Here is a 20738-nt window from a genome sequence, read left to right as displayed (position 1 = left end):
TTCTTCAAGGGTTACCGCCCGCAGTTCTACTTCCGCACCACCGACGTGACCGGCGCTTGCGAGCTGCCGGAGGGCGTGGAAATGGTGATGCCGGGCGACAACGTGAAGATGGTGGTCAGCCTGATCCACCCGATCGCGATGGACGAAGGCCTGCGTTTCGCCATTCGCGAAGGCGGCCGTACCGTCGGCGCCGGCGTGGTGGCCAAGGTCATCAAGTAAGAAGTTGTTCTCAAGCACAAGGCCGCCGCGCGGCCTTGTGCTGACAGGCTCCGTGCCTGTCGGGCCCCGTGAATCACCCCGTTTTCTGAATTTGTTACCGGGGTACTTCACTTGGCAGATATTTGCAGGTATACTGCGTAGCTTGCTTATCGACCGAGGGTTTACTTCGGTCGATCTACCGCGAAATGAGGCACAGGATGTGCTTCGAGTTCGCAGGCCGGGATGGCCCTCGCAATCCAATGTAATCACAGGGCTTGCCCCGTTGATCATGTTTGTTGCGTGAATCGATTTTTAGCCCAGGCGAGCCGCATCATTGCGCTCGCCTGGTCTTTTCGAATTGGGGGCCGTGTGATTTATCTGCGGCTACCGGTGTGGTGGTAAAGGGTTGTGCGAGGCGGTGAGAAGCCGCTTCGTTTCACATTACGTTCTTTCGACAACAGGACACGGTTATGGCGAACCAGAAGATTCGGATTCGGCTGAAAGCGTACGATCATCGTCTGATCGACCGCTCGGCTAGCGAAATCGTAGAGACGGCCAAGCGCACTGGCGCAACGGTACTCGGCCCGATTCCGCTCCCGACAAAAATCGAGCGTTACACCATCCTGACGTCTCCGCACGTCGACAAGGATGCACGCGACCAGTACGAGACCCGTACTCACAAGCGTGTGCTCGACATTATCGACCCGAACGACAAAACCGTGGACGCGCTCATGAAGCTTGATCTCGCCGCTGGCGTTGATGTTCAGATCAAGCTCGGTTGAGCGACAGACAGGATACGAAGATGAGTATCGGATTGGTAGGCCGCAAATGCGGCATGAGCCGACTCTTCACTGAAGATGGCCGCTCGATTCCGGTGACGCTGATTGAAGCGACGCCGAATCGTGTGACCCAGTTGAAGACGGATGATAACGATGGCTACAGCGCCGTCCAGGTTTCTGCGGGCACCAAGCGCGCAAACCTGCTGACGCAGCCGCTGAAAGGTCATTACGCGAAGGCCAAGGTTGAGCCGGGTCGTGGTCTGTGGGAGTTCCGCGTGTCTGCCGACGATCTCGGCAAGTACACCGTGGGCGCCGAGATCAAGGCTGACGACGTGTTTACCGTCGGGCAGATCGTTGACGTGGCCGGCGTGTCGAAAGGCAAGGGCTTCCAGGGCACGATCAAGCGCTGGAACTTCAAGATGGGTGACGCTACCCACGGTAACTCGCTGTCGCATCGCGCGCCGGGTTCTATCGGTCAGCGTCAGACCCCGGGTCGCGTGTTCCCGGGCAAGAAGATGTCCGGTCACATGGGTGCCGTGCGCCGTTCGTCGCAGGGTCTGGAAGTGGTCAAGGTCGACGCCGAGCGTCACCTGATTGCGGTGAAGGGCGCGGTACCGGGTGCAACCGGTGGCGACGTCATCATCCGCCCGACGACCAAGGGTTGAGGAGAACGCCATGGAACTTAATGTCATTGGCGCCAAGCCGCTCAGCGTGTCGGACGAAGTGTTCGGCGGTGAGTACAAGAAGGCCCTGGTCCACCAAGTAGTTATTGCCTATCAGGCAGGTGGTCGTGCTGGCACCCAGTCGCAGCTGTCGCGCGGCGAGATGTCCGGTACCACCAAGAAGTTCAAGAAGCAGAAGGGCGGCGGTGCCCGTCACGGTGATTACCGTGCGCCGATCTTTGTCGGTGGTGGCCGCACTTTCGCAGCCAAGCCGCGCAGCTATGAGCAGAAGGTCAACCGCAAGGCTTACCGTGTCGCGATCCGCTCGATCTTTTCCGAGCTGATCCGCCAGGACCGCCTGAAGATTGTCGAGAGCTTTGGCATCGAGACGCCGAAGACCTCCGCGATGGTTGCCAAGCTGGCTGAGCTGGAAGTTTCCGGTCGTGTGTTGCTGGTGTCGGAAGACGCCTCCGAGTCGGTGTTCCTGGCCGCTCGCAACATTCCGTATATCCATGTGCTGGATGTGATGGCGCTGAACCCGGTCAGCCTGGTCGGTTCCGACCATGTGGTGATGACGGTTGACGCCGTGAAGAAGGTCGAGGAGTGGCTGGCATGAGCATGAACAACGAACGCATTCTCGACACGTTGCGCGCGCCGCACATTTCCGAGAAATCGGCGCGACTCGCCGAGCATAACCAGTACGTATTCGTCGTTGCCCCTACGGCAACCAAGGCCGATGTCCGTGCTGCCGTGGAAAGTCTGTTTGACGTCAAGGTCGAACAGGTGAACCTCGTCAACACGATAGGCAAGGTCAAGTCCTTCCGTTTCCGCGCTGGCAGCCGCCAGGGCAAGCGCAAGGCCTATGTGCGTCTTGCCGATGGCCAGACCATCGACGTGTCCGCCAAGGCCTGAGCCAGGAGTTTTGTGAAATGGCATTAATCAACCACAAGCCGACCTCGCCGGGCCGTCGTGACGCAGTAAGCGTCCGCACGGAAGGCCTGTACAAGGGCGCGCCGTACGCGGCGTTGACCGAGTCACAGTCCAAGACCGGCGGTCGCAACCATCATGGCCGCATCACCGTGCGTCATCGTGGCGGCGGTCACAAGCAGCATTACCGCATCATCGACTTCAAGCGTGACAAGGAAGGCATTGCCGCCCGCGTCGAGCGCATTGAATATGATCCGAACCGCACCGCGCACATCGCGTTGCTGTGCTACGCCGATGGCGAGCGCCGTTACATCATCGCGCCGAAGGGCGTGGCGGTGGGCGACCGTCTGGTCTCGGGCCACGAAGCGCCGATCAAGGCTGGCAACTGCCTGCAGCTGCGCAGCATCCCGATGGGTAGCACCATTCACTGCATCGAACTGCGTCCCGGCAAGGGCGCGCAGATCGCCCGCAGCGCTGGCGCCTCGGTGCAGCTGGTAGCCCGCGAGTCTGGGTACGCCACGTTGCGTCTGCGCTCCGGCGAGATGCGTCGCGTCTCGGTCGATTGCCGCGCCACGATCGGCGAAGTCGGCAACGGCGAGCACAGCCTTAAGAAGCTCGGCAAGGCTGGCGCGAAGCGCTGGCTGGGTATTCGCCCGACCGTTCGCGGTGTGGTGATGAACCCGGTCGACCATCCGCACGGTGGTGGCGAAGGCAAGACTTCAGGTGGTCGTCATCCGGTCAGCCCGTGGGGCACGCCGGCCAAGGGCTACAAGACCCGTAACAACAAGCGCACGCAGCAGTTCATCGTGCGTCGTCGTACGAAGTAACAGGAAACCGACATGCCTCGCTCTCTGAAGAAAGGTCCGTTCGTCGACCTTCACCTCGTAAAAAAGGTGGAAGCTGCGGTTTCCGCCAATAACAAGCGCCCGATCAAGACCTGGTCGCGTCGCTCGATGATCCTGCCGGAAATGGTCGGCTTGACCATCGCCATCCATAACGGCCGTCAGCACGTACCCGTCCTGATCAACGAGAACATGGTCGGGCACAAGCTCGGCGAGTTCGCGGTGACCCGTACGTTCAAGGGCCATGTCGGCGACAAGAAGGGCAAGTGATGAGCACCGAAGCCAAAGCGATCCTGCGTGGCGCCCGCATCTCGGCGCAAAAGGCACGCCTGGTGGCTGATCTCGTCCGCGGGCTTCCCGTGGGCCGGGCCAGCGACGTGCTCACCTTCACCAACAAGAAAGCCGCCATCCTTGTCCGCAAGGTGCTGCTGTCGGCCGTCGCCAACGCTGAGAACAATCTCGGCGCCGACGTCGACGAGTTGAAAGTGGCCAGCATCTTCGTTGACGAAGGTCCGGCGATGAAACGTATGCATGCCCGCGCCAAAGGCCGCGGTTCGCGCATTCTCAAGCGCACCAGCCACATCACTGTGGTTGTTGGTAACTGACCGGGGACATAGACGATGGGTCATAAAGTTCATCCCACCGGAATCCGCCTCGGCATTGCCAAGGACTGGAACTCGAAGTGGTTCGCCAACAAGGGCGATTACGCAAAGTATCTCGTGGCCGATATCAAGGTTCGCGACATGCTCAAGAAGAAGCTGGCTGCCGCCGGCATCTCGAAAATCCAGATCGAGCGTCCGGCTAAAACCGCACGCGTGACGATCCACACCGCCCGTCCGGGCGTGGTGATCGGCAAGAAGGGCGAGGATATCGAGAAGCTGCGCAAGGAAGTCAGCGACATGATGGGCGTTCCGACGCACATCAACGTCAGCGAAGTGCGCAAGCCCGAGCTTGACGCCCAGCTGGTGGCCGAGTCGATCGCTCAGCAGCTTGAGCGTCGCATCATGTTCCGCCGCGCAATGAAGCGCTCGGTCGGCAATGCGATGCGCCTGGGTGCCCTGGGTATCAAGATCAACGTCTCCGGTCGTCTGAACGGTGCCGAGATCGCTCGTTCGGAGTGGAGCCGTGAAGGCCGCGTGCCGCTGCATACGCTGCGCGCCGACATCGACTACGGCACCGCCGAAGCGAAGACCACCTACGGAATCATCGGCATCAAGGTGTGGGTCTACAAGGGTGAAGTCTTCGACCTGGCAGCTGCATCGCAGGAGTCGAAAGACGAGCCGTCCTCGCAGCCGCGCCGCGAAGGTGGCGAAGGTCGTCGTAACGATTCGCGTCGCGAGGCCGGTGACGGCCGCCGCGAGCGGACTGCGAAGTAAGGAGAGTTGCCATGTTGCAACCCAAGCGAACCAAATACCGCAAGCAATTCAAAGGCCGTAACGACGGCTTGGCCCAGTGCTCCAACCTCGTCAGCTTTGGCGAGTACGGCCTGAAAGCCACCACGCATGGCGCGCTCACCGCGCGCCAGATCGAGGCGGCCCGTCGTTGCATCACCCGTTTCGTGAAGCGTGGTGGCAAGTTGTGGATCCGCGTGTTCCCGGACAAGCCGATCACCAAGAAGCCGATCGAAGTGCGAATGGGTGCCGGTAAGGGTAGCGTCGAGTTCTGGGTCGCCCCAGTCCAGCCCGGTCGCATGCTCTATGAAATCGAGGGCGTCGACGAATTGACGGCGCGTGAGGCGTTCCGTCTGGCGGCAGCGAAGCTGTCCGTGCAGACCCAATTTGTGACCCGGGCGGTGATGTGATGGCCACCAAAGATATCAATAACCAGTCGGCCGACGAGCTGAAGCAGCATCTGCTGGACCTGCGCAAGGAGCAGTTCAACCTGCGCATGCAAAAGGGTTCCGGCCAGCTCACTCAGCCGCACCAGCTTCGCCGCGTTCGGCGTGACATCGCCCGCACGAAGTTTGTGCTCGGCGGCAAGAAGTAAGGGACGGCCGATATGAGCGACAACCAGATTCAAGCAGAAAAGAAGCAGGCGCGTACCCTTGAGGGTCGTGTCACCAGCAACAAGATGGACAAGACGGTCACCGTGCTGGTCGAGCGTCAGGTGCAGCATTGGCTGCTCGGCAAGATCATCCGCCGTTCGACCAAGCTGCATGCGCAGGACGACCTGGGTTCGAACGAGGGTGACCTCGTACGTATCGCCGAGTGCCGTCCGTTGTCCAAGACCAAACATCACCGCGTGGTTGAAATCATCACGCGCGCCAAAGTCTAAGGGAGGGTGCAGCCATGATCCAGATGCAAAGCACGCTTTCCGCAGCGGACAACAGCGGCGCGAAGGAACTGATGTGCATCAAGGTGCTCGGCGGCTCCAAGCGTCGTTACGCCGCGATCGGTGACGTTATCAAGGTCACCGTGAAGGATGCCATTCCCCGCGGAAAGGTAAAGAAGGGCGAGGTGTATAATGCCGTGGTGGTTCGTACCGCCAAGGGCGTACGCCGTCCCGATGGTTCGCTGATCCGTTTCGACGGCAACGCAGCGGTCCTCCTCAACAACAAGCTCGAGCCGATCGGCACCCGTATTTTCGGACCGGTTACCCGCGAGCTGCGCAGCGAGAAGTTCATGAAGATCGTCTCGCTTGCTCCCGAAGTGCTCTGAGCGGAGTCAAGAAATGAACCGTATCCGCAAAGGTGATCAGGTCCTCGTGATCACCGGTAAAAACAAAGGTCAGCGCGGCGATGTGCTGCGTGTTGCAGACGATCGTGTATTCGTCTCCAACGTGAATCTGATCAAGCGTCACACCAAGCCGAACCCGCAGGCCAATCAGGCTGGCGGCATCGTCGAGCGTGAAGCCTCGATCCATCTCTCCAATGTGCAGCTGTTCAACCCCGCCACGAACAAGGGTGAACGCGTCGGCACCAAAACGCTCGAAGATGGGCGCAAGGTCCGCGTGTTCCGTTCGAATGGCGAGGTCGTGGACGCGTAAGGAACACAAGTCATGACGCGCCTTGAAACATTTTACAAAGACCAGGTACTGGCGAAGCTCACCGAGCAGTTCGGCTACCAGAACGTGATGCAGGTTCCCCGCATCACCAAGATCACGCTGAACATGGGCGTGGGCGAAGCTGCGGGCAACAAGAAAGTGCTCGAGAACGCCGTGGCCGATATGGCCAAGATCGCGGGCCAGAAGCCGATCACGACCAAGGCGCGCGTTTCCGTTGCCTCGTTCAAGATCCGCGACGGCTGGCCGATCGGCTGCAAGGTCACGCTGCGCCGTGCGCAGATGTGGGAATTCCTTGATCGCCTGATCAACATCTCGCTGCCCCGCGTCCGCGATTTCCGTGGTGTGTCGGCGCGTGCCTTCGATGGCCGTGGCAACTACAACTTCGGTATCAAGGAACAGATCATTTTCCCTGAGATCGATTTCGATCAGGTTGATGCGTTGCGCGGTATGGATATCTCCATCACCACCACCGCCAAGACCGACGAAGAGGCGAAAGCCTTGCTGGCAGCATTCAGCTTCCCGTTCCGCAACTGATAGGCGCGTAATCCATGGCTAAGACATCAATGGTGAACCGCGATATCAAGCGGACCAAACTCGTCAAGAAGTACGCCGCCAAGCGCGGCGAGCTGAAGACGATCGTGCTGAGCACCACCGCCTCCTACGAGGAGAAGATGGCTGCACAGACCAAGCTGCAGAAGCTTCCGCGCGATGCCAGTCCGGTGCGTCAGCGCACCCGCTGCGCCTTGACCGGTCGCCCGCGTGCGGTCTATGCGAAGTTCGGCCTGGGCCGCAACAAGCTGCGTGAAGCAACCATGCGCGGTGACGTGCCGGGTCTGCGTAAGGCAAGCTGGTAATAACGGTTTAGAGCAGTTTGTTGTAAAGCAAGCTGCTGTAAAACAATGATTTGCAGAGCTCGTTCGCGGGGTGAATGCCTCGCGACCGGTTCTCCCGGTTGCATCGTCATGCAGCCGTTGATGCGACTACCGCATTTGATGTTCGCTAAAACCTGGTAATGCTGATATAGTCGGCGGTCTGCGTAAAGCAGGCCGGCGGTAAGCGTCGGCTCACAATCTAATTGATTTCCGGTTTTATCGGATATCGGTGCACTCTGAAGGACTTTTTCATGAGCATGACTGATCCCATCGCCGATCTGTTTACGCGCGTCCGCAACGCCCAGTCCATGGGCAAGCCGGCCGTCCGTATGCCGTCGTCGAAACTGAAGTTGGCGATCGCCGACCTTCTCAAGAACGAGGGCTACATCCTCGACGCCAAGACTTCCACCGAGGAAGGCAAGCCGGTGCTCGAGATCAAGCTCAAGTATTTCGAGGGCCAGCCGGCCATCGAGACCATTTCCCGTGTCAGCCGCTCCGGCCTGCGTGTGTACCGCGGCAAGGACGAACTGCCGAAGGTTCTCGGCGGCCTGGGTATCTCGATCATCTCGACTTCTGCCGGTCTGCTGACCGATGCGCAGGCCCGTGCCAAGGGTCTGGGCGGCGAAGTTATCGGCCAAGTGGCATAAGGAGTCTTTCGATGTCACGTGTAGCCAAAAAACCGATTACCCTGCCGAAGGGCGTGGAGCTGACCGTCGCTGCTGACGCGATCTCCGTGAAGGGCCCCAAGGGCACGCTGTCCGTGCATCACCTGCCGGGCGTTTCCGTCACCGTGGACAACGGTGTTGCAACCATCAGTCTCGCTGAAGGTACCGACGACAAGTTCGGTGGTACTGCTCGCGCGCTGCTGGCCAACATGGTCCAGGGTGTGTTCGCCGGTTACGAGCGCAAGCTTGAGCTGGTTGGCGTGGGTTACCGCGTTGCCATGCAGGGCAAGTCGCTGAACCTGAGCCTGGGCTTTTCCCACCCGGTGGTGTTCGAAGCGCCGGAAGGCATAAGCATCGAAACCCCGACGCAGACCGAAGTCCTGATCAAGGGCGCCGACAAGCAGCGCGTGGGTCAGGTGGCAGCCAAGATTCGCGGCTTCCGTCCGCCGGAGCCCTACAAGGGCAAGGGTGTGCGTTATGCCGGTGAGAAGATCACGCTGAAGGAAGCCAAGAAGGCGTAATGCGGGTCCCTTCGCGAAAGTCTGGTCATGCGTGACCAGACTCTTCCAGGAGTCCCTACTAAGCCGATCCGCTTTCGAGGAAATTATGATGAACAAGAATGAAAACCGCCTGCGTCGCGCCAAGTCCACGCGTTGCCATATCCGCAAGCTGGCTGTGGCCCGCCTGTCGGTGCACCGCACGGGTCAGCACATCTACGCACAGGTGTTCGACGCTTCCGGCGTGAACGTGGTGGCTGCTGCCTCCACCGTGCAGAAGTCGGTTGCCGAAGGCCTCAAGGGTACGAAGAACCTGACTGCCGCTGCTGCGGTGGGCAAGGCTGTTGCGGAACGTGCGATGGCTGCAGGTATCGAGTCGGTGGCATTCGACCGCTCCGGCTTCCGTTTTCACGGTCGCATCAAGGCCTTGGCCGATGCGGCTCGCGAAGCGGGTCTCAAGTTCTAAAAGCCAGATTTTACAAGCACGATCTGGGAATCAGGTGACCTTGATTCCCGTTGCATCACCTACAACTCCAAGCGGCTCAGCCGCAAGCAAAGTCCCGGATTATCGGGCACATGGAAAAGAACATGTCTTCTAACGATCGCGAAAATTCGGACGGCTTGCTCGAAAAGCTGATTGCCGTCAACCGCGTGGCCAAAACCGTCAAGGGTGGCCGCCAGATGAGCTTCACCGCGCTGACCGTGGTCGGCGACGGCGAGGGCAAGGTCGGCTTCGGCTATGGCAAGGCGCGTGAAGTGCCGGTTGCCATCTCCAAGGCGATGGAGCGTGCCCGCCGCCAGATGGTGAACATCGAACTGAACAACGGCACCCTGTGGTACGCCATCAAGGCGAACCACGGCGCAGCCCGCGTTTATATGCAGCCTGCTTCGGAAGGTACCGGCGTGATCGCTGGTGGCGCCATGCGCGCTGTGCTGGAAGTGGTCGGCGTCAAGAACGTGCTGGCCAAGGCCGTCGGTTCGCGCAACCCGATCAACCTGGTGCGCGCCACCATCAAGGGCCTGCAGGCAGTCGCCTCGCCCAAGAAGATCGCCGCCAAGCGTGGCAAGACTCTGGATGAGGTGCTGGGCAATGGCTAAGTCACAAGCAACCGCCGACAAGACCGTGCGCGTGCGCCTGGTCAAGGGCCTGCGCGGCGTGCAGGCTCGTCACCGCCTCAGCGTCAAGGCGCTGGGTCTGGGCAAGATCAACGACGTCCGTGAACTGAAGGACAGCCCGCAGGTGCGTGGCCTGATCAACACGGTCTATTACCTGGTCCGGGTCGAGGAGTAAGCATCATGCGTCTTAATGACATTCAGCCGAACGCCGGCTCGCACAAGACGCGCCTGCGCGTCGGTCGCGGTATCGGTTCGGGTATGGGCAAAACCGCTGGTCGCGGACACAAGGGTCAGCACGCCCGCGCCGGTGGTACCCACAAGTATGGTTTCGAGGGCGGCCAGATGCCGCTGCAGCGTCGGTTGCCGAAGGTTGGTTTCCGTTCGCTCAAGAAGGCTGAGAGCCAGGAAGTTTTCCTGTATCAGCTCGCCAACCTCAAGAGTGACGTGATCGACGTCGTCGTGCTGCATCAGGCTGGCCTGATCAGTAGCCGCGCGAAGAAGGTCAAAGTGGTTCTCAAGGGTGAAATCGGTCGCGCGGTGAAGTTGTCGGGTCTGCTGGCTACGGTCGGCGCCAAGGCAGCCATCGAAGCGGCCGGCGGCAGCGTGGAGTAATCGACAGTGGCTGCAGCTAAGGGCACACAGCTCGGCAAGCTCGGCAAGTTGACGGAGCTTCGTCAGCGCATCTTCTTCGTGATTGCTGCGTTGGTGGTGTTTCGACTGGGTTCGTTCATTCCGGTGCCGGGCGTCAACCCGGAAGCGATGAGCAACCTGGTCAACGGCAATGGCCTGATGGACTTGTTCAACATGTTCTCGGGCGGGGCCTTGTCCAGGTTCTCGGTGTTCGCGCTCGGCGTGATTCCCTACATCTCGGCATCGATCGTGTTCCAGATGATGGGCTCGGTGATTCCCAGTCTGCAGGGGCTGCGCAAGGAAGGCGACGCCGGCAAGCGCAAGATGACAATGTATACGCGCTTTGCCACGGTGGGTTTGGCAGCATTCCAGTCGTTCGGTATTGCGGTGGCGTTGCAAGGGCAGGTAGCTGCCGGTGGTGCACCGGTGGTTTACACCCCGGGTTTCGGTTTCATCATGTCATCGGTCGTTGGACTGACTGCCGGCACGATGTTCCTGATGTGGCTGGGTGAGCAGATGACCGAGCGTGGCATTGGCAACGGTATTTCGTTGCTGATCTTCGCGGGTATCGTTTCCGGTCTGCCTGGTGCGGTGGTGCATACGCTCGGCATGTCCAGCAACGGTGAGTTGTCTCTGCTCAAGCTGTTGATGGTGTTGGGTCTGGTGTTGGCGACGACGGCGTTTGTGGTGTTCATGGAGCGCGCCCAGCGGCGCATCACCGTGAACTACGCAAGGCGGTCCGGCGGGCAACGGGCTTACATGAACCAGACGTCGCATCTGCCGCTGAAGATCAATATGGCGGGTGTGATTCCGCCGATCTTCGCCTCGAGTCTGCTGATGTTCCCGGCAACCGCGGTCGCATGGTTCAGCACTGGCCATCAGTCGCGCTGGTTGCAGGATCTGACGCAGTCGCTGAGTCCTGGCAATCCGCTGCATGACATCGTGTTTTCGGTATTGGTGATTGCTTTTGCGTTCTTCTATACGGCGATCGTGTTCAACGCCGAAGAGACGGCCGATAACCTCAAGCGTTCGGGTGCCCTGATTCCGGGTATCCGTCCGGGCAAGGCCACGGCGAACTACGTGGATTCGGTGATGACCCGTTTGACCGGTGTCGGAGCCTTGTATCTGGTGCTGGTGTGTCTGGTGCCGTCGTTCATGCAAAATGCTTGGCATGTACCGTTTTATTTCGGCGGCACGTCGCTGCTGATCGTGGTGGTGGTGGTGATGGATTTCACGGCTCAGGTGCAGGCGCATCTGGTCAGTCACCAGTACGAGAGTCTGCTCAAGAAGGCCAATCTGCGCCGCAGCTGATGCTGCAAACAGATGGCTACCGTCGGAGAGTCGCGGCACCGCGGTGTCGCAGGGCTTTCCAGTTAGGGTAATTCAGGTTAGAATTGCGCGTTTACCGCGCACGAAACACATCGGAGAAAGTACATCATGGCGCGCATCGCGGGTGTCAATTTGCCGGTCCAGAAGCATGTCTGGGTTGGTCTGCAGAGCATTTTCGGTATCGGCCGCAGCCGGGCCAAGAAAGTCTGCGTGGATGCTGGCGTGGTTCCCACCACCCAGATCAAGTCCCTCAGTGAAGGCGAGGTGGAGAAAATCCGCCACGAAATCGCTAAATACACCGTCGAAGGTGATCTGCGCCGTGAGGTGGGTATCGCCATCAAGCGTCTGATGGACCTGGGTTGCTACCGTGGTCTGCGCCACCGTCGTGGCCTGCCGGTGCGCGGCCAGCGCACGCGTACCAACGCACGTACCCGTAAGGGTCCCCGTCGCGCGATCAAGAAGTAACGGATTCGAATATGGCTAAGCCGGTCAAAACCAAGAAGAAGATCAAGCGCGTTGTCACGGATGCCGTGGCACACGTGCAGGCCTCCTTCAACAACACCATCGTCACCATCACCGATCGCCAGGGCAATGCCTTGTCGTGGGCTACTGCCGGCGGCGCCGGTTTCCGTGGCTCGCGCAAGTCGACCCCGTTCGCTGCGCAGGTTGCCGCCGAAAAGGCTGGCCGCGCTGCAGGCGAGTACGGCGTGAAGACCGTGGAAGTGCGTATCAAGGGCCCAGGCCCGGGTCGCGAGTCCGCAGTGCGTTCACTGAACGCGTTGGGCTACAAGGTGCTCAACATCATCGATGTCACGCCGATTCCGCATAACGGCTGCCGTCCCCCCAAGAAGCGTCGAGTCTAAGGAGCATACCCATGGCCCGTTATCGTGGAGCTACCTGCAAACTCGCCCGTCGTGAGGGTGCAGATCTCAGCCTGAAGAGCCCGGCACGTGCACTTGATTCCAAGTGCAAGCTGGAAAACAAGCCCGGTCAGCATGGCGCCAACAAGCGCATGCGCATGTCCGACTACGCCGTGCAGTTGCGTGAGAAGCAGAAGGTCAAGCGCATCTACGGTGTGCTTGAGCGTCAGTTCAGCAACTACTACACCAAGGCATCGACGTCCAAGGGCAACACCGGTGAAAACCTGTTGCGCTTGCTCGAGAGCCGTCTGGACAACGTCGTCTATCGCATGGGTTTTGCGGTGACCCGCGCCCAGGCTCGTCAGCTGGTTGCCCACAAGGCAATCCTGGTGAACGGCAAGAAGGTGAACATTCCTTCCTACCAGGTTCGCCCGGGCGACGCGATTGCGCTGACCGAGCGCGCACGTACCCAGTTGCGTGTGCAGGAAGCGGCAACCGTTTTCGACACCATGGATCTGCGTCCGATCTGGGTCGAAGTCGACGCCAAGAAATTTGAAGGTACGTTCAAGTCGGTGCCGGATCGCGGTGATCTGCCGTCTGACATCAATGAAGCACTGATCGTCGAGCTTTACTCGAAGTAATTACCGGAGCTCTGCATGGCAGTTTCGTCAACTAGTGTGCTGCGGCCCCGAGGCCTCAGCGTCGAACAGCTCGGAGCTAACCGCGCCAAGGTGGTGGTCGAGCCGCTCGAGCGTGGCTTCGGCCATACCCTGGGCAACGCGCTGCGTCGCGTACTGCTCTCCTCGATTCCTGGCAGTGCCATCGTCGAGGTCGAAATCGATGGCGTGCTGCACGAATACACCACGCTTGAAGGTCTGCAGGAGGACGTTATCGAAGTCCTGCTCAACCTCAAGGACGTGGCGATCCGTCAGCATACGGGTGATGAAGTCACCCTGACCTTGTCCAAGAAGGGCAAGGGCGTGGTCACGGCCGGCGACATCGTCGTCGACCACTCGGTGGAAATCATCAACCCCGAGCACGTGATCTGCCACCTGACCAAGGACATCGCGCTCAACATGCGTCTGAAGGTGCGTCGCGGCGTCGGCTACCAGCCGGCCAGCACGCGCCAGCATCCGGATGATGAAGCGCGTCCGATCGGTCGCCTGCAGCTCGATGCGTCGTTTGCGCCCGTGTTGCGCGTGGCTTACGAAGTGGACGCGGCTCGTGTCGAGCAGCGCACCAACCTCGATAAGCTGGTTCTGGATATCGAAACGAATGGCACGATCGGTGCTGAAGACGCGGTCCGCAAGGCCGCCGAAATCATCAACGACCAGCTGTCGGTGTTCGGTGACTTCTCGCGTCGCGAGAGCGCTACCGACAAGGCGGAGAAGAGCGGTTTCGACCCGTTGCTGCTGCGCCCGATCGACGATCTGGAGCTCACCGTGCGTTCGGCTAACTGCCTGAAGGCCGAGAGCATCTACTACATCGGCGATCTGGTACAGAAGACCGAAGTCGAGCTGCTGAAGACCCCGAACCTGGGCAAGAAGTCCCTGACCGAAATCAAGGATGTGCTGGGTGGACGTGGTCTGGCTCTCGGCATGAAGCTCGAGAACTGGCCGCCGCCGGGTCTGTCGCACGGCATGCAGCTGGGTTGATAAGTTGTTTTTTGCGATCACGCATGATCGCAGCGGTACCGGCGCACTGGCGAGTTTGAGCTTAGCTCTCTCGCTAGGTGCCAGAAGCGGCCATTCGTGGCTGCTGCTGTATTTTTGCGATCATCCTTGATCGCTGTTTGTCAGCTGCTTGGTGAGCGGGTAATTGACGCCTTCGCCAAGCGCCAGAGGCGGCCACCCATGGCCGCACTTCTCACAAGAGCCCGTTCCACAGAGGCTCCTAATAGCGGATTTACCGCGGGAAGTCGGACCTGAGTGCCGGCTTTTCATAACAACAGATAGAGAGTTATTGCCATGCGCCACCAAAAATCTGGACGCAAGCTCAACCGCACCAGCAGCCACCGCGAAGCGATGTTCAAGAACATGGCCTCGTCGCTGATCAAGCATGAGCTGATCCGTACCACCCTGCCCAAGGCGAAGGAACTTCGCCGCGTGGCCGAGCCGCTGATCACGCTCGCGAAGGCCGACGGTGTTGCCAATCGCCGCCTTGCGTTCTCGCGCTTGCGTGACAAGGAAGCGGTCGGCAAGCTGTTCGTCGAGCTGGGCCCGCGCTACCGCGAGCGTCCCGGCGGTTACCTGCGTATCCTCAAGTGCGGTTTCCGTCCCGGCGACAATGCGCCGATGGCGTATGTCGAGCTGGTCGGTCGTCCGCAGGTCGAGGCTGTCGACGCCGAGTAATTCGGTTGAGTAGGTCATCGGCCTAATTTCGGTCGATGGGGCGTACAGACGTCCAAACACGAAACCCGGCCGGGCAACCAGCCGGGTTTTTGTTTTGCAGGCATGCCGCGCCACGAATTCCCGTCAAAATGTGGCGATCGCTGCTGACATCAAGCCAGTGAACGGGTAATGTCGTTGTTCCGCAACCCAGCAACCGCCATGAATCCATTTCGCTGGTCGTACCGTTTCAGTTTTCTTGTGGGCTTCCTGATCTGCGCCGGGCTGCTCGGGATCGCGTTGTATGCCGAATACCGGCTGGGCATGAATCCCTGTCCGCTGTGTATTTTCCAGCGCATTGCGTTCCTGGCGATGTCCGTGTTCTTCCTGCTGGGCGCGCTGCATGCGCCGCGTGGCGGGGCGCGTTGGGTGTACTCCGGCGGGGCACTGCTCAGTGCCATCTTCGGCATCGTGGTGGCTGGCCGGCACCTGTGGGTGCAATCGCTGCCGGCCGACCAGGTACCGTCCTGCGGGCCGCCGCTGGACTACATGTTCAGCGCATTTCCCTTCGCCAGGGTGATGCAACTGGTGTTCACTGGCTCCGGTGAGTGCGCCAAAGTCGAGCCGATCCTGGGCCTGCCGATGCCGGCGTGGAGCCTGCTGTGGTTTGTCCTGCTGGCCGCGCTGACGATGGTGGCCACGCGACGCCGAACGAACTGAAGTGAACGCGAAAACTGCTATCAAGGTTGCACCGATGAATCCAGCTCTCTCCAACGCTCTTGCTCCCAGTAACTGGGCGCCCGATTCGTGGCAGCAACGTGTGGCGCTACAGCAGCCGCAGTACGACGATGCCGCCGAGCTTGCCGCGGCCAGCGAACAGCTCGCCCGGCTGCCGCCCCTGGTGACCTCATGGGAAGTGTTGGCGCTGAAGCAGTCGTTGGCCGAGGCACAGGAAGGTCAGCGCTTTGTGCTGCAGGGTGGCGACTGCGCGGAGAGCTTTGCCGACTGCACCAGCCCGATCATTTCCAATCGGCTGAAAGTCCTGCTGCAGATGAGCCTGGTACTGGTCCACGGCTTGAAGCGCCCGGTGTCGCGCGTGGGCCGGTTTGCCGGCCAGTACGCGAAACCGCGTTCCACCGACCAGGAAGTTCGCGATGGCGTGAGTCTGCCGAGTTTTCGCGGCGACTTGATCAATGGTCAGGATTTCACAGCTGCCGCGCGTCGGGCCGATCCGCGGCGGATGATCCAGGCGCATGCGCATTCGGCGCTCACGATGAATTTCGTGCGCGCGCTGATCGATGGCGGCTTCGCCGATCTGCATCATCCGGAATACTGGGATCTGGCCTGGGTCGAGCATTCGCCGCTCGCTGCCGAGTACCGGAAAATGGTGGCGGGTATCGGCGACTCGCTGCGCTTCATGGAAACGCTGGCGGGCCCGATCGCCGGATTCTCGCGGGTGGATTTCTTCACTTCGCATGAGGCCTTGCTGCTGCATTACGAGCAGGCGTTGACGCGGCAGGTGCCGCGCCATCGTGGCTGGTTCAACCTGTCCACGCATTTTCCGTGGATCGGCATGCGCACGGCGGCGCTGGACGGTGCACACGTGGAATATTTCCGCGGCATCAGCAACCCGATCGCGGTGAAGATCGGTCCGACAGTGAAACCCGAGCAGCTGTTGCCACTGATCGATGCGTTGAATCCCCATGATGAACCGGGCCGGCTAACGCTGATCCATCGCATGGGCAACGCCGGCATTGCGACAGCATTGCCGCCGCTTCTCGAAGCCGTGAAGCGCGAAGGGCGCCGTGTACTGTGGATCGCCGATCCGATGCACGGCAATACCGAGAGCACCTCGAACGGTCACAAGACACGCCGCTTCGACAATATCCGTGGCGAGCTGGATCAGGCGTTCGATATCCATGCCGCAGCCGGCACGCGACTGGGCGGTGTCCATCTGGAACTGACCGGTGAGGATGTCACTGAATGCATGGGCGGCGCGCGTGATCTGTCCGAAACGGATCTCGATCGTGCTTACAAATCGATGGTCGACCCACGCCTTAACTACGAGCAGTCGCTGGAGCTGGCGATGCTGATCGTGCGCAAGTCGGTGGGCGGCCCGGGCTGAGTCCACCTCGCTCGCTGAGAGGAAGAAGGCGGCCATTGGCCGCCTTCTTTTTGTCTGAGCCCTCTTTTATCTGAGCATGGAAACTTTAGATCCGCGCTCAGGGCACGCCTGAGGCGCTGATCGTGATCTCGTCCACCGTGCTCAAAAATTTCGGCGGCTGCCAGGCATGGGTGTGCTGCTCGAAACCGTAGGCCACCGAAATCAGCGTGGGCTCGCTCCACTTGGCGCCGAACAGCACGATGCCGATGGGAAGGCCGTGGGCCCAGCCCGCCGGCACGGTGATCGATGGATAGCCAGCTACGGCGGCGGGTTGCGAGGCGCCGCCGAGGTTGGGATCAGCGCTGACGATATGGTCGCCAAGCACCGGGTCGGTCACGAATGCGGGTCCCTGCGACGGCGCCAGCAATGCGTCGAGGTGATCTTTCGCCAGCGCCGCATCGATACCCTGGGGGCCCGCCAGCTGCTTCGCTTTCGCCAGGGCGTCGAGATAGACCTGCTCGGTCAGCGGCCCCCTCGTCTGGGCGTGCTCCAGCGTTTCCTGCCCGAACCATGGCATCTCGCGCGCCGGCTCGCGCTGATTGAATGCGATCAAGTCGGCCAGGGTCTTCACCGCCAGGCCGGGTCGCATGGCGAGATAGGCGTTGAAGTCATGCTTGAAGTCGTATGACAACACGATCGATTCCGGCGCGCCCAGTTCGCTCAAGTGCGGCACAGTGACCGGGTCCACGATGATTGCGCCTTGCGCCTTCATCGTCGCAATCGCCTGCTCAAGCACACGATCGGCGTTGGGCTCGGAGCCCGCGAGCTGGCGCACCACGCCGATGCGCTTGCCTTTCAAACCATCCGGGTCGAGGAAGCGAGTGTAATCGGTGGCATGAGCGTGTGCCTCGACGGTGGCCGAGTCGTGCCGGTCGCTGCCGGAGATCACGCTGAGCAAGGCCGCGGCGTCAGCCACGTTGCGCGCCAATGGGCCAGCGGTGTCCTGGTTGTGACTGATCGGCACGATGCCGCTGCGGCTAACCAAGCCCAGCGTAGGTTTGATCCCGACGATGCCGTTCATCGATGCGGGGCAGATGATCGAGCCGTCGGTTTCGGTACCGATCGCCACCGTGACGAGCCCGGCCGCCACGGCAGCTGCCGAACCCGAACTGGAGCCGCAGGGATTGCGGTCGAGTGCGTAGGGATTGCGCGTTTGCCCGCCGCGGCCACTCCAGCCACTGCTGGCGTGATCGGAGCGCATGTCCGCCCATTCGCTCAGGTTGCTCTTGCCGAGGATCAGCGCGCCAGCTTTTCGCAGGCGAGCCACCAGCGCGGCGTCGTGCGGTGCCGGCGCACCTATCATCGCCAGCGAACCGGCGGTGGTGAGCATGCGATCACCGGTGTCGATGTTGTCCTTCAGCAACACCGGGATGCCGTACAGTGGGCCGTGTGTCTTCGCGCGCTTCCGGTCCAGCGCAGCGGCGAGTTTCAGCGCATCCGGGTTTATCTCCAGCACGGCCCGTAGCGAGGGGCCCGACTGGTCGATTTGCTGGATGCGTTCGATGAACTGCTGCGTGAGCTGCCTGCTATCGAGCGTGCCGCCATCCATGCGCTGCTGCAGTTGCGCGATCGACGAGTAAGCCAGGTCAGGCATCGTGGTATCGGCGGCGATGGCCGGTGTGCCAAGCAGTGCGCAGACGAGTGCGGCGAGACAGATGGAAGAACGGATCACGGCACCCCCCCGTTTGACGAATGTGGCATGTTGTCGCGATATCCAGCTTAACTGCACAGCGGATGAATCGCCTCCGCCGGCTGAGCCTATACTTCGCGAATGAACACCAACGCTCGAGCACGTTCCGCCAGGCCAGCCGGTGCTTCGGTGCTGCTGGTTGCCCTCATGCTGTTTGGTAGCGCCAGCCGCGCCAGTGACGCGCCGACGATACCGGACACCCTGCAACAGCGCATCGCCGCCTGCACCAGCTGTCATGGCGTGCATGGCGAAGGCAAGCCGGGCAGCGACTTTTTCCCTCGGCTGGCGGGCAAGCCAGCCGCCTATCTGGTGCGCCAGATGCAGGGTTTCCAGAACGGTCTGCGCAAGTACGCACCGATGGAATACACCGTACGTCAGCTGAGTCCCGCGTACATGCAGGAGATCGCTGAATATTTTTCCGCGCAGCAGGTGCCTTACAGCCGCTCGCCGTTGCCGCCGGTGGGTGCAGAGGCTTTGCAGCGTGGCGAACAACTGGTGAACAGCGGCGACCCGGCGCTCAAGGTCCCGGCCTGCGCCAGCTGCCACGGCAACCAGCTGACAGGCGTCGAGCCGTCCACGCCTGGCCTAGTAGGTCTGCCTTATGACTACATCAGCTCCCAACTCGGCTCCTGGCGCACGCATACCCGCGCGATGAAGGCGCCGGATTGCATGGCATTGGTTGCCAGTCGCTTGAGCCCTTCGGATATCACCGCGGTAGCGGCATGGCTGGCCAGCCGGCAGTTGCCGGCCGACACGCATGCGCAAGCGGCCGGTTCAGTGAAGCCGATGCTGCCGTGTGGTGTGTTGGGTGCAGTTAAAAATGCAGCAGCAGGGGGTGGGGCATGATCTGGTTCCGTCGACTGTTGCTGCTGCTCGTGGTGTCTGGCGGGTTGTTGCTGGTGTGTGTATTGGGATGGCTATTTTTCGGGGGCGGCGGTCACCAGCCGACGTCACCAGCGATGAGCAAGGTGGACGCCACGACGCTGCGCGATCCAGCGTTGATCGCCAAGGGTGAATATCTGGTCACGGCCGGCGACTGTGCCGGCTGTCATACCGCGCAGGGCGGTGCGGGGTACGCCGGTGGACGTTCGCTGGCCACGCCATTCGGCAATATTCCAGTGCCCAATATCACGCCGGATCGCGAAACCGGGTTGGGCAGCTGGAGTTTCGAGGATTTTTGGCAGGCATTGCATGTCGGCAAAGGCCGTCACGGCGAACTTCTTTACCCGGCGTTCTCCTACACCTCCTACACCAAGGTGACGCATGACGACGCGCTGGCGATGTTTGCGTATCTGCAATCATTGCCACCGGTGCGTCAGCCGCCTTCAGCGCTGGCGCTGAATTTTCCATACAGCCTGCGCAACAGCTTGACGGCATGGCGCGCGCTGTATTTCAAGGAAGGTGTGTACGTACCCGACCCGGGCCAGTCGGAGCAGTGGAACCGTGGCGCCTATCTGGTGCAGGGGTTGGGGCATTGCAACGAATGCCACGCAGCCCGCGACACTCTCGGCGGCACGCCGCAGGACGTGCATCTGACCGGTGGCCAGATCCCGGAGCAAAATTGGTATGCGCCGGATCTGAGCACGCAGAGTAATGGAGGCCTGCAGGGCTGGAACGAGCAGGACATTGTCGATCTGCTGAAAACCGGCCAGTCCGCGAAAGGCGCAGCGTTTGGTCCCATGGCCGACGTCGTCGCGCAAAGCACCCAGCACATGACCGATGCCGATCTGCATGCGGTGGCGACTTATCTGCATTCTTTGCCGGCGCGGGCGCCACTGCCGGAAGAGAAGCCGCCTTTCAACACCAGCGCGCTTATCCAGCATGGTGAGCAGATCTACACGCAACGCTGCGCAGATTGCCACGGCAAGAACGGCAACGGCGTGGCGGGCATCTACCCGCCGCTCAATGGCAATTCATCGGTCACTGAACCGACCGGCATCAATGCGACTCGCTCGGTTCTGCTGGGCGGCTTCGCGCCGCTGACCGCCGCAAGCCCACGGCCCTATTCGATGCCGCCATTCGCTCAGCAACTGAGCGACGCCGACGTGGCGGCAGTGGTCAGCTATATCCGGCAGGCCTGGACGAACAAGGGACCGATCGTACAGGAGCGCGATGTGAGCAAGTATCGGCAGACTCCGATCGATTGAGGGCTTGCCAGGGCGTAGGTGGCGGCGTTG

32 protein-coding genes and 1 pseudogene are annotated in these 20738 nt (G+C 61.0%); 32 read left to right on the top strand and 1 reads right to left on the bottom strand.

Translation table 11 applies throughout. The annotated features are described in order from the left end of the window. The 30 genes and pseudogenes from tuf to HDE77_RS17490 form a co-directional block, all read left to right on the top strand. Positions 1 to 219: pseudogene (gene tuf / locus HDE77_RS17635) on the top strand (elongation factor Tu); the annotation flags it as partial. A gap of 449 nt (positions 220 to 668) precedes the next feature. Next, the gene (gene rpsJ, locus HDE77_RS17630) at positions 669 to 980 is read left to right on the top strand and encodes a 30S ribosomal protein S10 (protein ID WP_068095401.1); all 312 of its coding nucleotides are present in this window, start codon (positions 669 to 671) and stop codon (positions 978 to 980) included. A gap of 20 nt (positions 981 to 1000) precedes the next feature. After that, a complete protein-coding gene (gene rplC, locus HDE77_RS17625) occupies positions 1001 to 1642 on the top strand; it encodes a 50S ribosomal protein L3 (protein WP_184419223.1) in 642 nt (213 codons plus the stop codon). 10 nt (positions 1643 to 1652) lie between these two features. After that, positions 1653 to 2255, top strand: a complete 603-nt coding sequence (gene rplD, locus HDE77_RS17620; RefSeq protein ID WP_184419222.1) for a 50S ribosomal protein L4 — start codon at positions 1653 to 1655, stop codon at positions 2253 to 2255. Positions 2256 to 2257: 2 nt separating this feature from the next. Beyond that, a complete protein-coding gene (rplW, locus tag HDE77_RS17615) occupies positions 2258 to 2551 on the top strand; it encodes a 50S ribosomal protein L23 (protein WP_184419229.1) in 294 nt (97 codons plus the stop codon). A gap of 17 nt (positions 2552 to 2568) precedes the next feature. Further along, positions 2569 to 3393 carry a 50S ribosomal protein L2 gene (gene rplB / locus HDE77_RS17610; protein WP_184419221.1) on the top strand — a complete coding sequence of 275 codons (825 nt, stop codon included), beginning with the start codon at positions 2569 to 2571 and terminating at the stop codon, positions 3391 to 3393. 12 nt (positions 3394 to 3405) lie between these two features. Continuing rightward, positions 3406 to 3678 carry a 30S ribosomal protein S19 gene (gene rpsS / locus HDE77_RS17605; protein WP_007082178.1) on the top strand — a complete coding sequence of 91 codons (273 nt, stop codon included), beginning with the start codon at positions 3406 to 3408 and terminating at the stop codon, positions 3676 to 3678. Next, positions 3678 to 4013 (top strand): 50S ribosomal protein L22, encoded by a 336-nt coding sequence (gene rplV, locus HDE77_RS17600; RefSeq protein ID WP_184419220.1) that lies wholly within the window; start codon positions 3678 to 3680, stop codon positions 4011 to 4013. The genes rpsS and rplV overlap by 1 nt, the downstream gene beginning before the upstream one ends. Positions 4014 to 4028: 15 nt before the next feature. Then, entirely contained in the window at positions 4029 to 4784 is a 756-nt protein-coding gene (rpsC, locus tag HDE77_RS17595; protein WP_184419219.1) for a 30S ribosomal protein S3, read from the top strand. A gap of 11 nt (positions 4785 to 4795) precedes the next feature. After that, positions 4796 to 5209, top strand: a complete 414-nt coding sequence (rplP, locus tag HDE77_RS17590; RefSeq protein WP_184419218.1) for a 50S ribosomal protein L16 — start codon at positions 4796 to 4798, stop codon at positions 5207 to 5209. Next, entirely contained in the window at positions 5209 to 5394 is a 186-nt protein-coding gene (gene rpmC / locus HDE77_RS17585) for a 50S ribosomal protein L29 (protein ID WP_184419217.1), read from the top strand. The genes rplP and rpmC overlap by 1 nt, the downstream gene beginning before the upstream one ends. A gap of 12 nt (positions 5395 to 5406) precedes the next feature. Next, positions 5407 to 5682: a 30S ribosomal protein S17 gene (gene rpsQ / locus HDE77_RS17580; RefSeq protein ID WP_184419216.1), complete on the top strand. Its 276-nt coding sequence runs from the start codon at positions 5407 to 5409 to the stop codon at positions 5680 to 5682. 14 nt (positions 5683 to 5696) lie between these two features. After that, positions 5697 to 6065: a 50S ribosomal protein L14 gene (rplN, locus tag HDE77_RS17575; RefSeq protein ID WP_007513359.1), complete on the top strand. Its 369-nt coding sequence runs from the start codon at positions 5697 to 5699 to the stop codon at positions 6063 to 6065. A gap of 13 nt (positions 6066 to 6078) precedes the next feature. Next, positions 6079 to 6393 carry a 50S ribosomal protein L24 gene (gene rplX, locus HDE77_RS17570; protein ID WP_184419215.1) on the top strand — a complete coding sequence of 105 codons (315 nt, stop codon included), beginning with the start codon at positions 6079 to 6081 and terminating at the stop codon, positions 6391 to 6393. A gap of 12 nt (positions 6394 to 6405) precedes the next feature. Further along, complete coding sequence (gene rplE / locus HDE77_RS17565) at positions 6406 to 6945, top strand: 50S ribosomal protein L5 (protein WP_184419214.1); 540 nt, start codon at positions 6406 to 6408, stop codon at positions 6943 to 6945. Between the two features lie 14 nt (positions 6946 to 6959). Further along, entirely contained in the window at positions 6960 to 7265 is a 306-nt protein-coding gene (gene rpsN, locus HDE77_RS17560) for a 30S ribosomal protein S14 (protein WP_184419213.1), read from the top strand. Between the two features lie 269 nt (positions 7266 to 7534). Further along, positions 7535 to 7930, top strand: a complete 396-nt coding sequence (gene rpsH / locus HDE77_RS17555) for a 30S ribosomal protein S8 (RefSeq protein ID WP_184419212.1) — start codon at positions 7535 to 7537, stop codon at positions 7928 to 7930. A gap of 11 nt (positions 7931 to 7941) precedes the next feature. Beyond that, positions 7942 to 8469, top strand: a complete 528-nt coding sequence (gene rplF, locus HDE77_RS17550) for a 50S ribosomal protein L6 (protein WP_184419211.1) — start codon at positions 7942 to 7944, stop codon at positions 8467 to 8469. Between the two features lie 82 nt (positions 8470 to 8551). Beyond that, a complete protein-coding gene (rplR, locus tag HDE77_RS17545) occupies positions 8552 to 8911 on the top strand; it encodes a 50S ribosomal protein L18 (RefSeq protein ID WP_343206133.1) in 360 nt (119 codons plus the stop codon). Positions 8912 to 9033: 122 nt separating this feature from the next. Next, positions 9034 to 9543, top strand: a complete 510-nt coding sequence (gene rpsE / locus HDE77_RS17540) for a 30S ribosomal protein S5 (protein WP_077442651.1) — start codon at positions 9034 to 9036, stop codon at positions 9541 to 9543. Then, positions 9536 to 9736, top strand: coding sequence for a 50S ribosomal protein L30 (gene rpmD / locus HDE77_RS17535; RefSeq protein WP_113723935.1), 201 nt, complete (start codon positions 9536 to 9538; stop codon positions 9734 to 9736). The genes rpsE and rpmD overlap by 8 nt, the downstream gene beginning before the upstream one ends. Positions 9737 to 9741: 5 nt before the next feature. After that, positions 9742 to 10173 carry a 50S ribosomal protein L15 gene (gene rplO, locus HDE77_RS17530; RefSeq protein ID WP_184419210.1) on the top strand — a complete coding sequence of 144 codons (432 nt, stop codon included), beginning with the start codon at positions 9742 to 9744 and terminating at the stop codon, positions 10171 to 10173. A 6-nt stretch (positions 10174 to 10179) separates the two neighbouring features. Beyond that, entirely contained in the window at positions 10180 to 11502 is a 1323-nt protein-coding gene (gene secY, locus HDE77_RS17525; protein WP_184419209.1) for a preprotein translocase subunit SecY, read from the top strand. A gap of 126 nt (positions 11503 to 11628) precedes the next feature. After that, positions 11629 to 11985, top strand: a complete 357-nt coding sequence (gene rpsM / locus HDE77_RS17520) for a 30S ribosomal protein S13 (RefSeq protein ID WP_184419208.1) — start codon at positions 11629 to 11631, stop codon at positions 11983 to 11985. Between the two features lie 11 nt (positions 11986 to 11996). Beyond that, the gene (rpsK, locus tag HDE77_RS17515; protein ID WP_184419207.1) at positions 11997 to 12383 is read left to right on the top strand and encodes a 30S ribosomal protein S11; all 387 of its coding nucleotides are present in this window, start codon (positions 11997 to 11999) and stop codon (positions 12381 to 12383) included. Positions 12384 to 12394: 11 nt separating this feature from the next. Beyond that, entirely contained in the window at positions 12395 to 13021 is a 627-nt protein-coding gene (gene rpsD / locus HDE77_RS17510) for a 30S ribosomal protein S4 (RefSeq protein ID WP_184419206.1), read from the top strand. Between the two features lie 15 nt (positions 13022 to 13036). Further along, positions 13037 to 14035, top strand: coding sequence for a DNA-directed RNA polymerase subunit alpha (gene rpoA, locus HDE77_RS17505; RefSeq protein WP_056714883.1), 999 nt, complete (start codon positions 13037 to 13039; stop codon positions 14033 to 14035). A 312-nt stretch (positions 14036 to 14347) separates the two neighbouring features. Then, positions 14348 to 14731, top strand: a complete 384-nt coding sequence (gene rplQ / locus HDE77_RS17500; RefSeq protein WP_184419205.1) for a 50S ribosomal protein L17 — start codon at positions 14348 to 14350, stop codon at positions 14729 to 14731. Between the two features lie 198 nt (positions 14732 to 14929). Then, positions 14930 to 15427, top strand: coding sequence for a disulfide bond formation protein B (locus HDE77_RS17495; RefSeq protein ID WP_184419204.1), 498 nt, complete (start codon positions 14930 to 14932; stop codon positions 15425 to 15427). A gap of 34 nt (positions 15428 to 15461) precedes the next feature. Beyond that, positions 15462 to 16832, top strand: coding sequence for a 3-deoxy-7-phosphoheptulonate synthase class II (locus tag HDE77_RS17490; RefSeq protein WP_184419203.1), 1371 nt, complete (start codon positions 15462 to 15464; stop codon positions 16830 to 16832). Between the two features lie 97 nt (positions 16833 to 16929). Here the strand turns inward: HDE77_RS17490 and HDE77_RS17485 are convergent, their stop codons facing one another. Continuing rightward, complete coding sequence (locus HDE77_RS17485; protein ID WP_184419202.1) at positions 16930 to 18543, bottom strand: amidase; 1614 nt, start codon at positions 18541 to 18543, stop codon at positions 16930 to 16932. Between the two features lie 165 nt (positions 18544 to 18708). Between HDE77_RS17485 and HDE77_RS17480 the strand changes: the two genes are divergently transcribed. Both HDE77_RS17480 and HDE77_RS17475 read left to right on the top strand, forming a co-directional pair. Then, positions 18709 to 19407, top strand: coding sequence for a c-type cytochrome (locus HDE77_RS17480; RefSeq protein WP_343206132.1), 699 nt, complete (start codon positions 18709 to 18711; stop codon positions 19405 to 19407). Beyond that, the gene (locus HDE77_RS17475; RefSeq protein ID WP_184419200.1) at positions 19404 to 20708 is read left to right on the top strand and encodes a cytochrome c; all 1305 of its coding nucleotides are present in this window, start codon (positions 19404 to 19406) and stop codon (positions 20706 to 20708) included. Before HDE77_RS17480 ends, HDE77_RS17475 begins: the two co-directional genes overlap by 4 nt. Positions 20709 to 20738 lie beyond the last annotated feature (30 nt).

It is taken from the genome of Rhodanobacter sp. MP7CTX1, assembly GCF_014205795.1.
GTDB lineage: Bacteria > Pseudomonadota > Gammaproteobacteria > Xanthomonadales > Rhodanobacteraceae > Rhodanobacter.
Note: the sequence above shows the minus strand (reverse complement) of the source record. Positions and strands in the feature narration are given on the sequence as shown.

Bases quoted from the DNA above. Each gene is read 5' to 3' on its own strand.
- rplC (WP_184419223.1), top strand. From the start codon at position 1,001: ATGAGTATCGGATTGGTAGGCCGCAAATGCGGCATGAGCCGACTCTTC.
- rplP (WP_184419218.1), top strand. From the start codon at position 4,796: ATGTTGCAACCCAAGCGAACCAAATACCGCAAGCAATTCAAAGGCCGT.
- rpsD (WP_184419206.1), top strand. From the start codon at position 12,395: ATGGCCCGTTATCGTGGAGCTACCTGCAAACTCGCCCGTCGTGAGGGT.
- HDE77_RS17475 (WP_184419200.1), top strand. From the start codon at position 19,404: ATGATCTGGTTCCGTCGACTGTTGCTGCTGCTCGTGGTGTCTGGCGGG.
- rpsK (WP_184419207.1), top strand. From the start codon at position 11,997: ATGGCTAAGCCGGTCAAAACCAAGAAGAAGATCAAGCGCGTTGTCACG.
- rplO (WP_184419210.1), top strand. From the start codon at position 9,742: ATGCGTCTTAATGACATTCAGCCGAACGCCGGCTCGCACAAGACGCGC.
- rpsJ (WP_068095401.1), top strand. From the start codon at position 669: ATGGCGAACCAGAAGATTCGGATTCGGCTGAAAGCGTACGATCATCGT.
- rpsE (WP_077442651.1), top strand. From the start codon at position 9,034: ATGTCTTCTAACGATCGCGAAAATTCGGACGGCTTGCTCGAAAAGCTG.
- rplN (WP_007513359.1), top strand. From the start codon at position 5,697: ATGATCCAGATGCAAAGCACGCTTTCCGCAGCGGACAACAGCGGCGCG.
- HDE77_RS17480 (WP_343206132.1), top strand. From the start codon at position 18,709: ATGCTGTTTGGTAGCGCCAGCCGCGCCAGTGACGCGCCGACGATACCG.
- HDE77_RS17490 (WP_184419203.1), top strand. From the start codon at position 15,462: ATGAATCCAGCTCTCTCCAACGCTCTTGCTCCCAGTAACTGGGCGCCC.
- rplD (WP_184419222.1), top strand. From the start codon at position 1,653: ATGGAACTTAATGTCATTGGCGCCAAGCCGCTCAGCGTGTCGGACGAA.
- rplX (WP_184419215.1), top strand. From the start codon at position 6,079: ATGAACCGTATCCGCAAAGGTGATCAGGTCCTCGTGATCACCGGTAAA.
- rplF (WP_184419211.1), top strand. From the start codon at position 7,942: ATGTCACGTGTAGCCAAAAAACCGATTACCCTGCCGAAGGGCGTGGAG.
- rpmD (WP_113723935.1), top strand. From the start codon at position 9,536: ATGGCTAAGTCACAAGCAACCGCCGACAAGACCGTGCGCGTGCGCCTG.
- rplQ (WP_184419205.1), top strand. From the start codon at position 14,348: ATGCGCCACCAAAAATCTGGACGCAAGCTCAACCGCACCAGCAGCCAC.
- rpsN (WP_184419213.1), top strand. From the start codon at position 6,960: ATGGCTAAGACATCAATGGTGAACCGCGATATCAAGCGGACCAAACTC.
- rplE (WP_184419214.1), top strand. From the start codon at position 6,406: ATGACGCGCCTTGAAACATTTTACAAAGACCAGGTACTGGCGAAGCTC.
- rpsM (WP_184419208.1), top strand. From the start codon at position 11,629: ATGGCGCGCATCGCGGGTGTCAATTTGCCGGTCCAGAAGCATGTCTGG.
- HDE77_RS17495 (WP_184419204.1), top strand. From the start codon at position 14,930: ATGAATCCATTTCGCTGGTCGTACCGTTTCAGTTTTCTTGTGGGCTTC.
- rpsS (WP_007082178.1), top strand. From the start codon at position 3,406: ATGCCTCGCTCTCTGAAGAAAGGTCCGTTCGTCGACCTTCACCTCGTA.
- rplB (WP_184419221.1), top strand. From the start codon at position 2,569: ATGGCATTAATCAACCACAAGCCGACCTCGCCGGGCCGTCGTGACGCA.
- rpsQ (WP_184419216.1), top strand. From the start codon at position 5,407: ATGAGCGACAACCAGATTCAAGCAGAAAAGAAGCAGGCGCGTACCCTT.
- rpmC (WP_184419217.1), top strand. From the start codon at position 5,209: ATGGCCACCAAAGATATCAATAACCAGTCGGCCGACGAGCTGAAGCAG.
- rpoA (WP_056714883.1), top strand. From the start codon at position 13,037: ATGGCAGTTTCGTCAACTAGTGTGCTGCGGCCCCGAGGCCTCAGCGTC.
- rplV (WP_184419220.1), top strand. From the start codon at position 3,678: ATGAGCACCGAAGCCAAAGCGATCCTGCGTGGCGCCCGCATCTCGGCG.
- rplW (WP_184419229.1), top strand. From the start codon at position 2,258: ATGAACAACGAACGCATTCTCGACACGTTGCGCGCGCCGCACATTTCC.
- rpsH (WP_184419212.1), top strand. From the start codon at position 7,535: ATGAGCATGACTGATCCCATCGCCGATCTGTTTACGCGCGTCCGCAAC.
- rpsC (WP_184419219.1), top strand. From the start codon at position 4,029: ATGGGTCATAAAGTTCATCCCACCGGAATCCGCCTCGGCATTGCCAAG.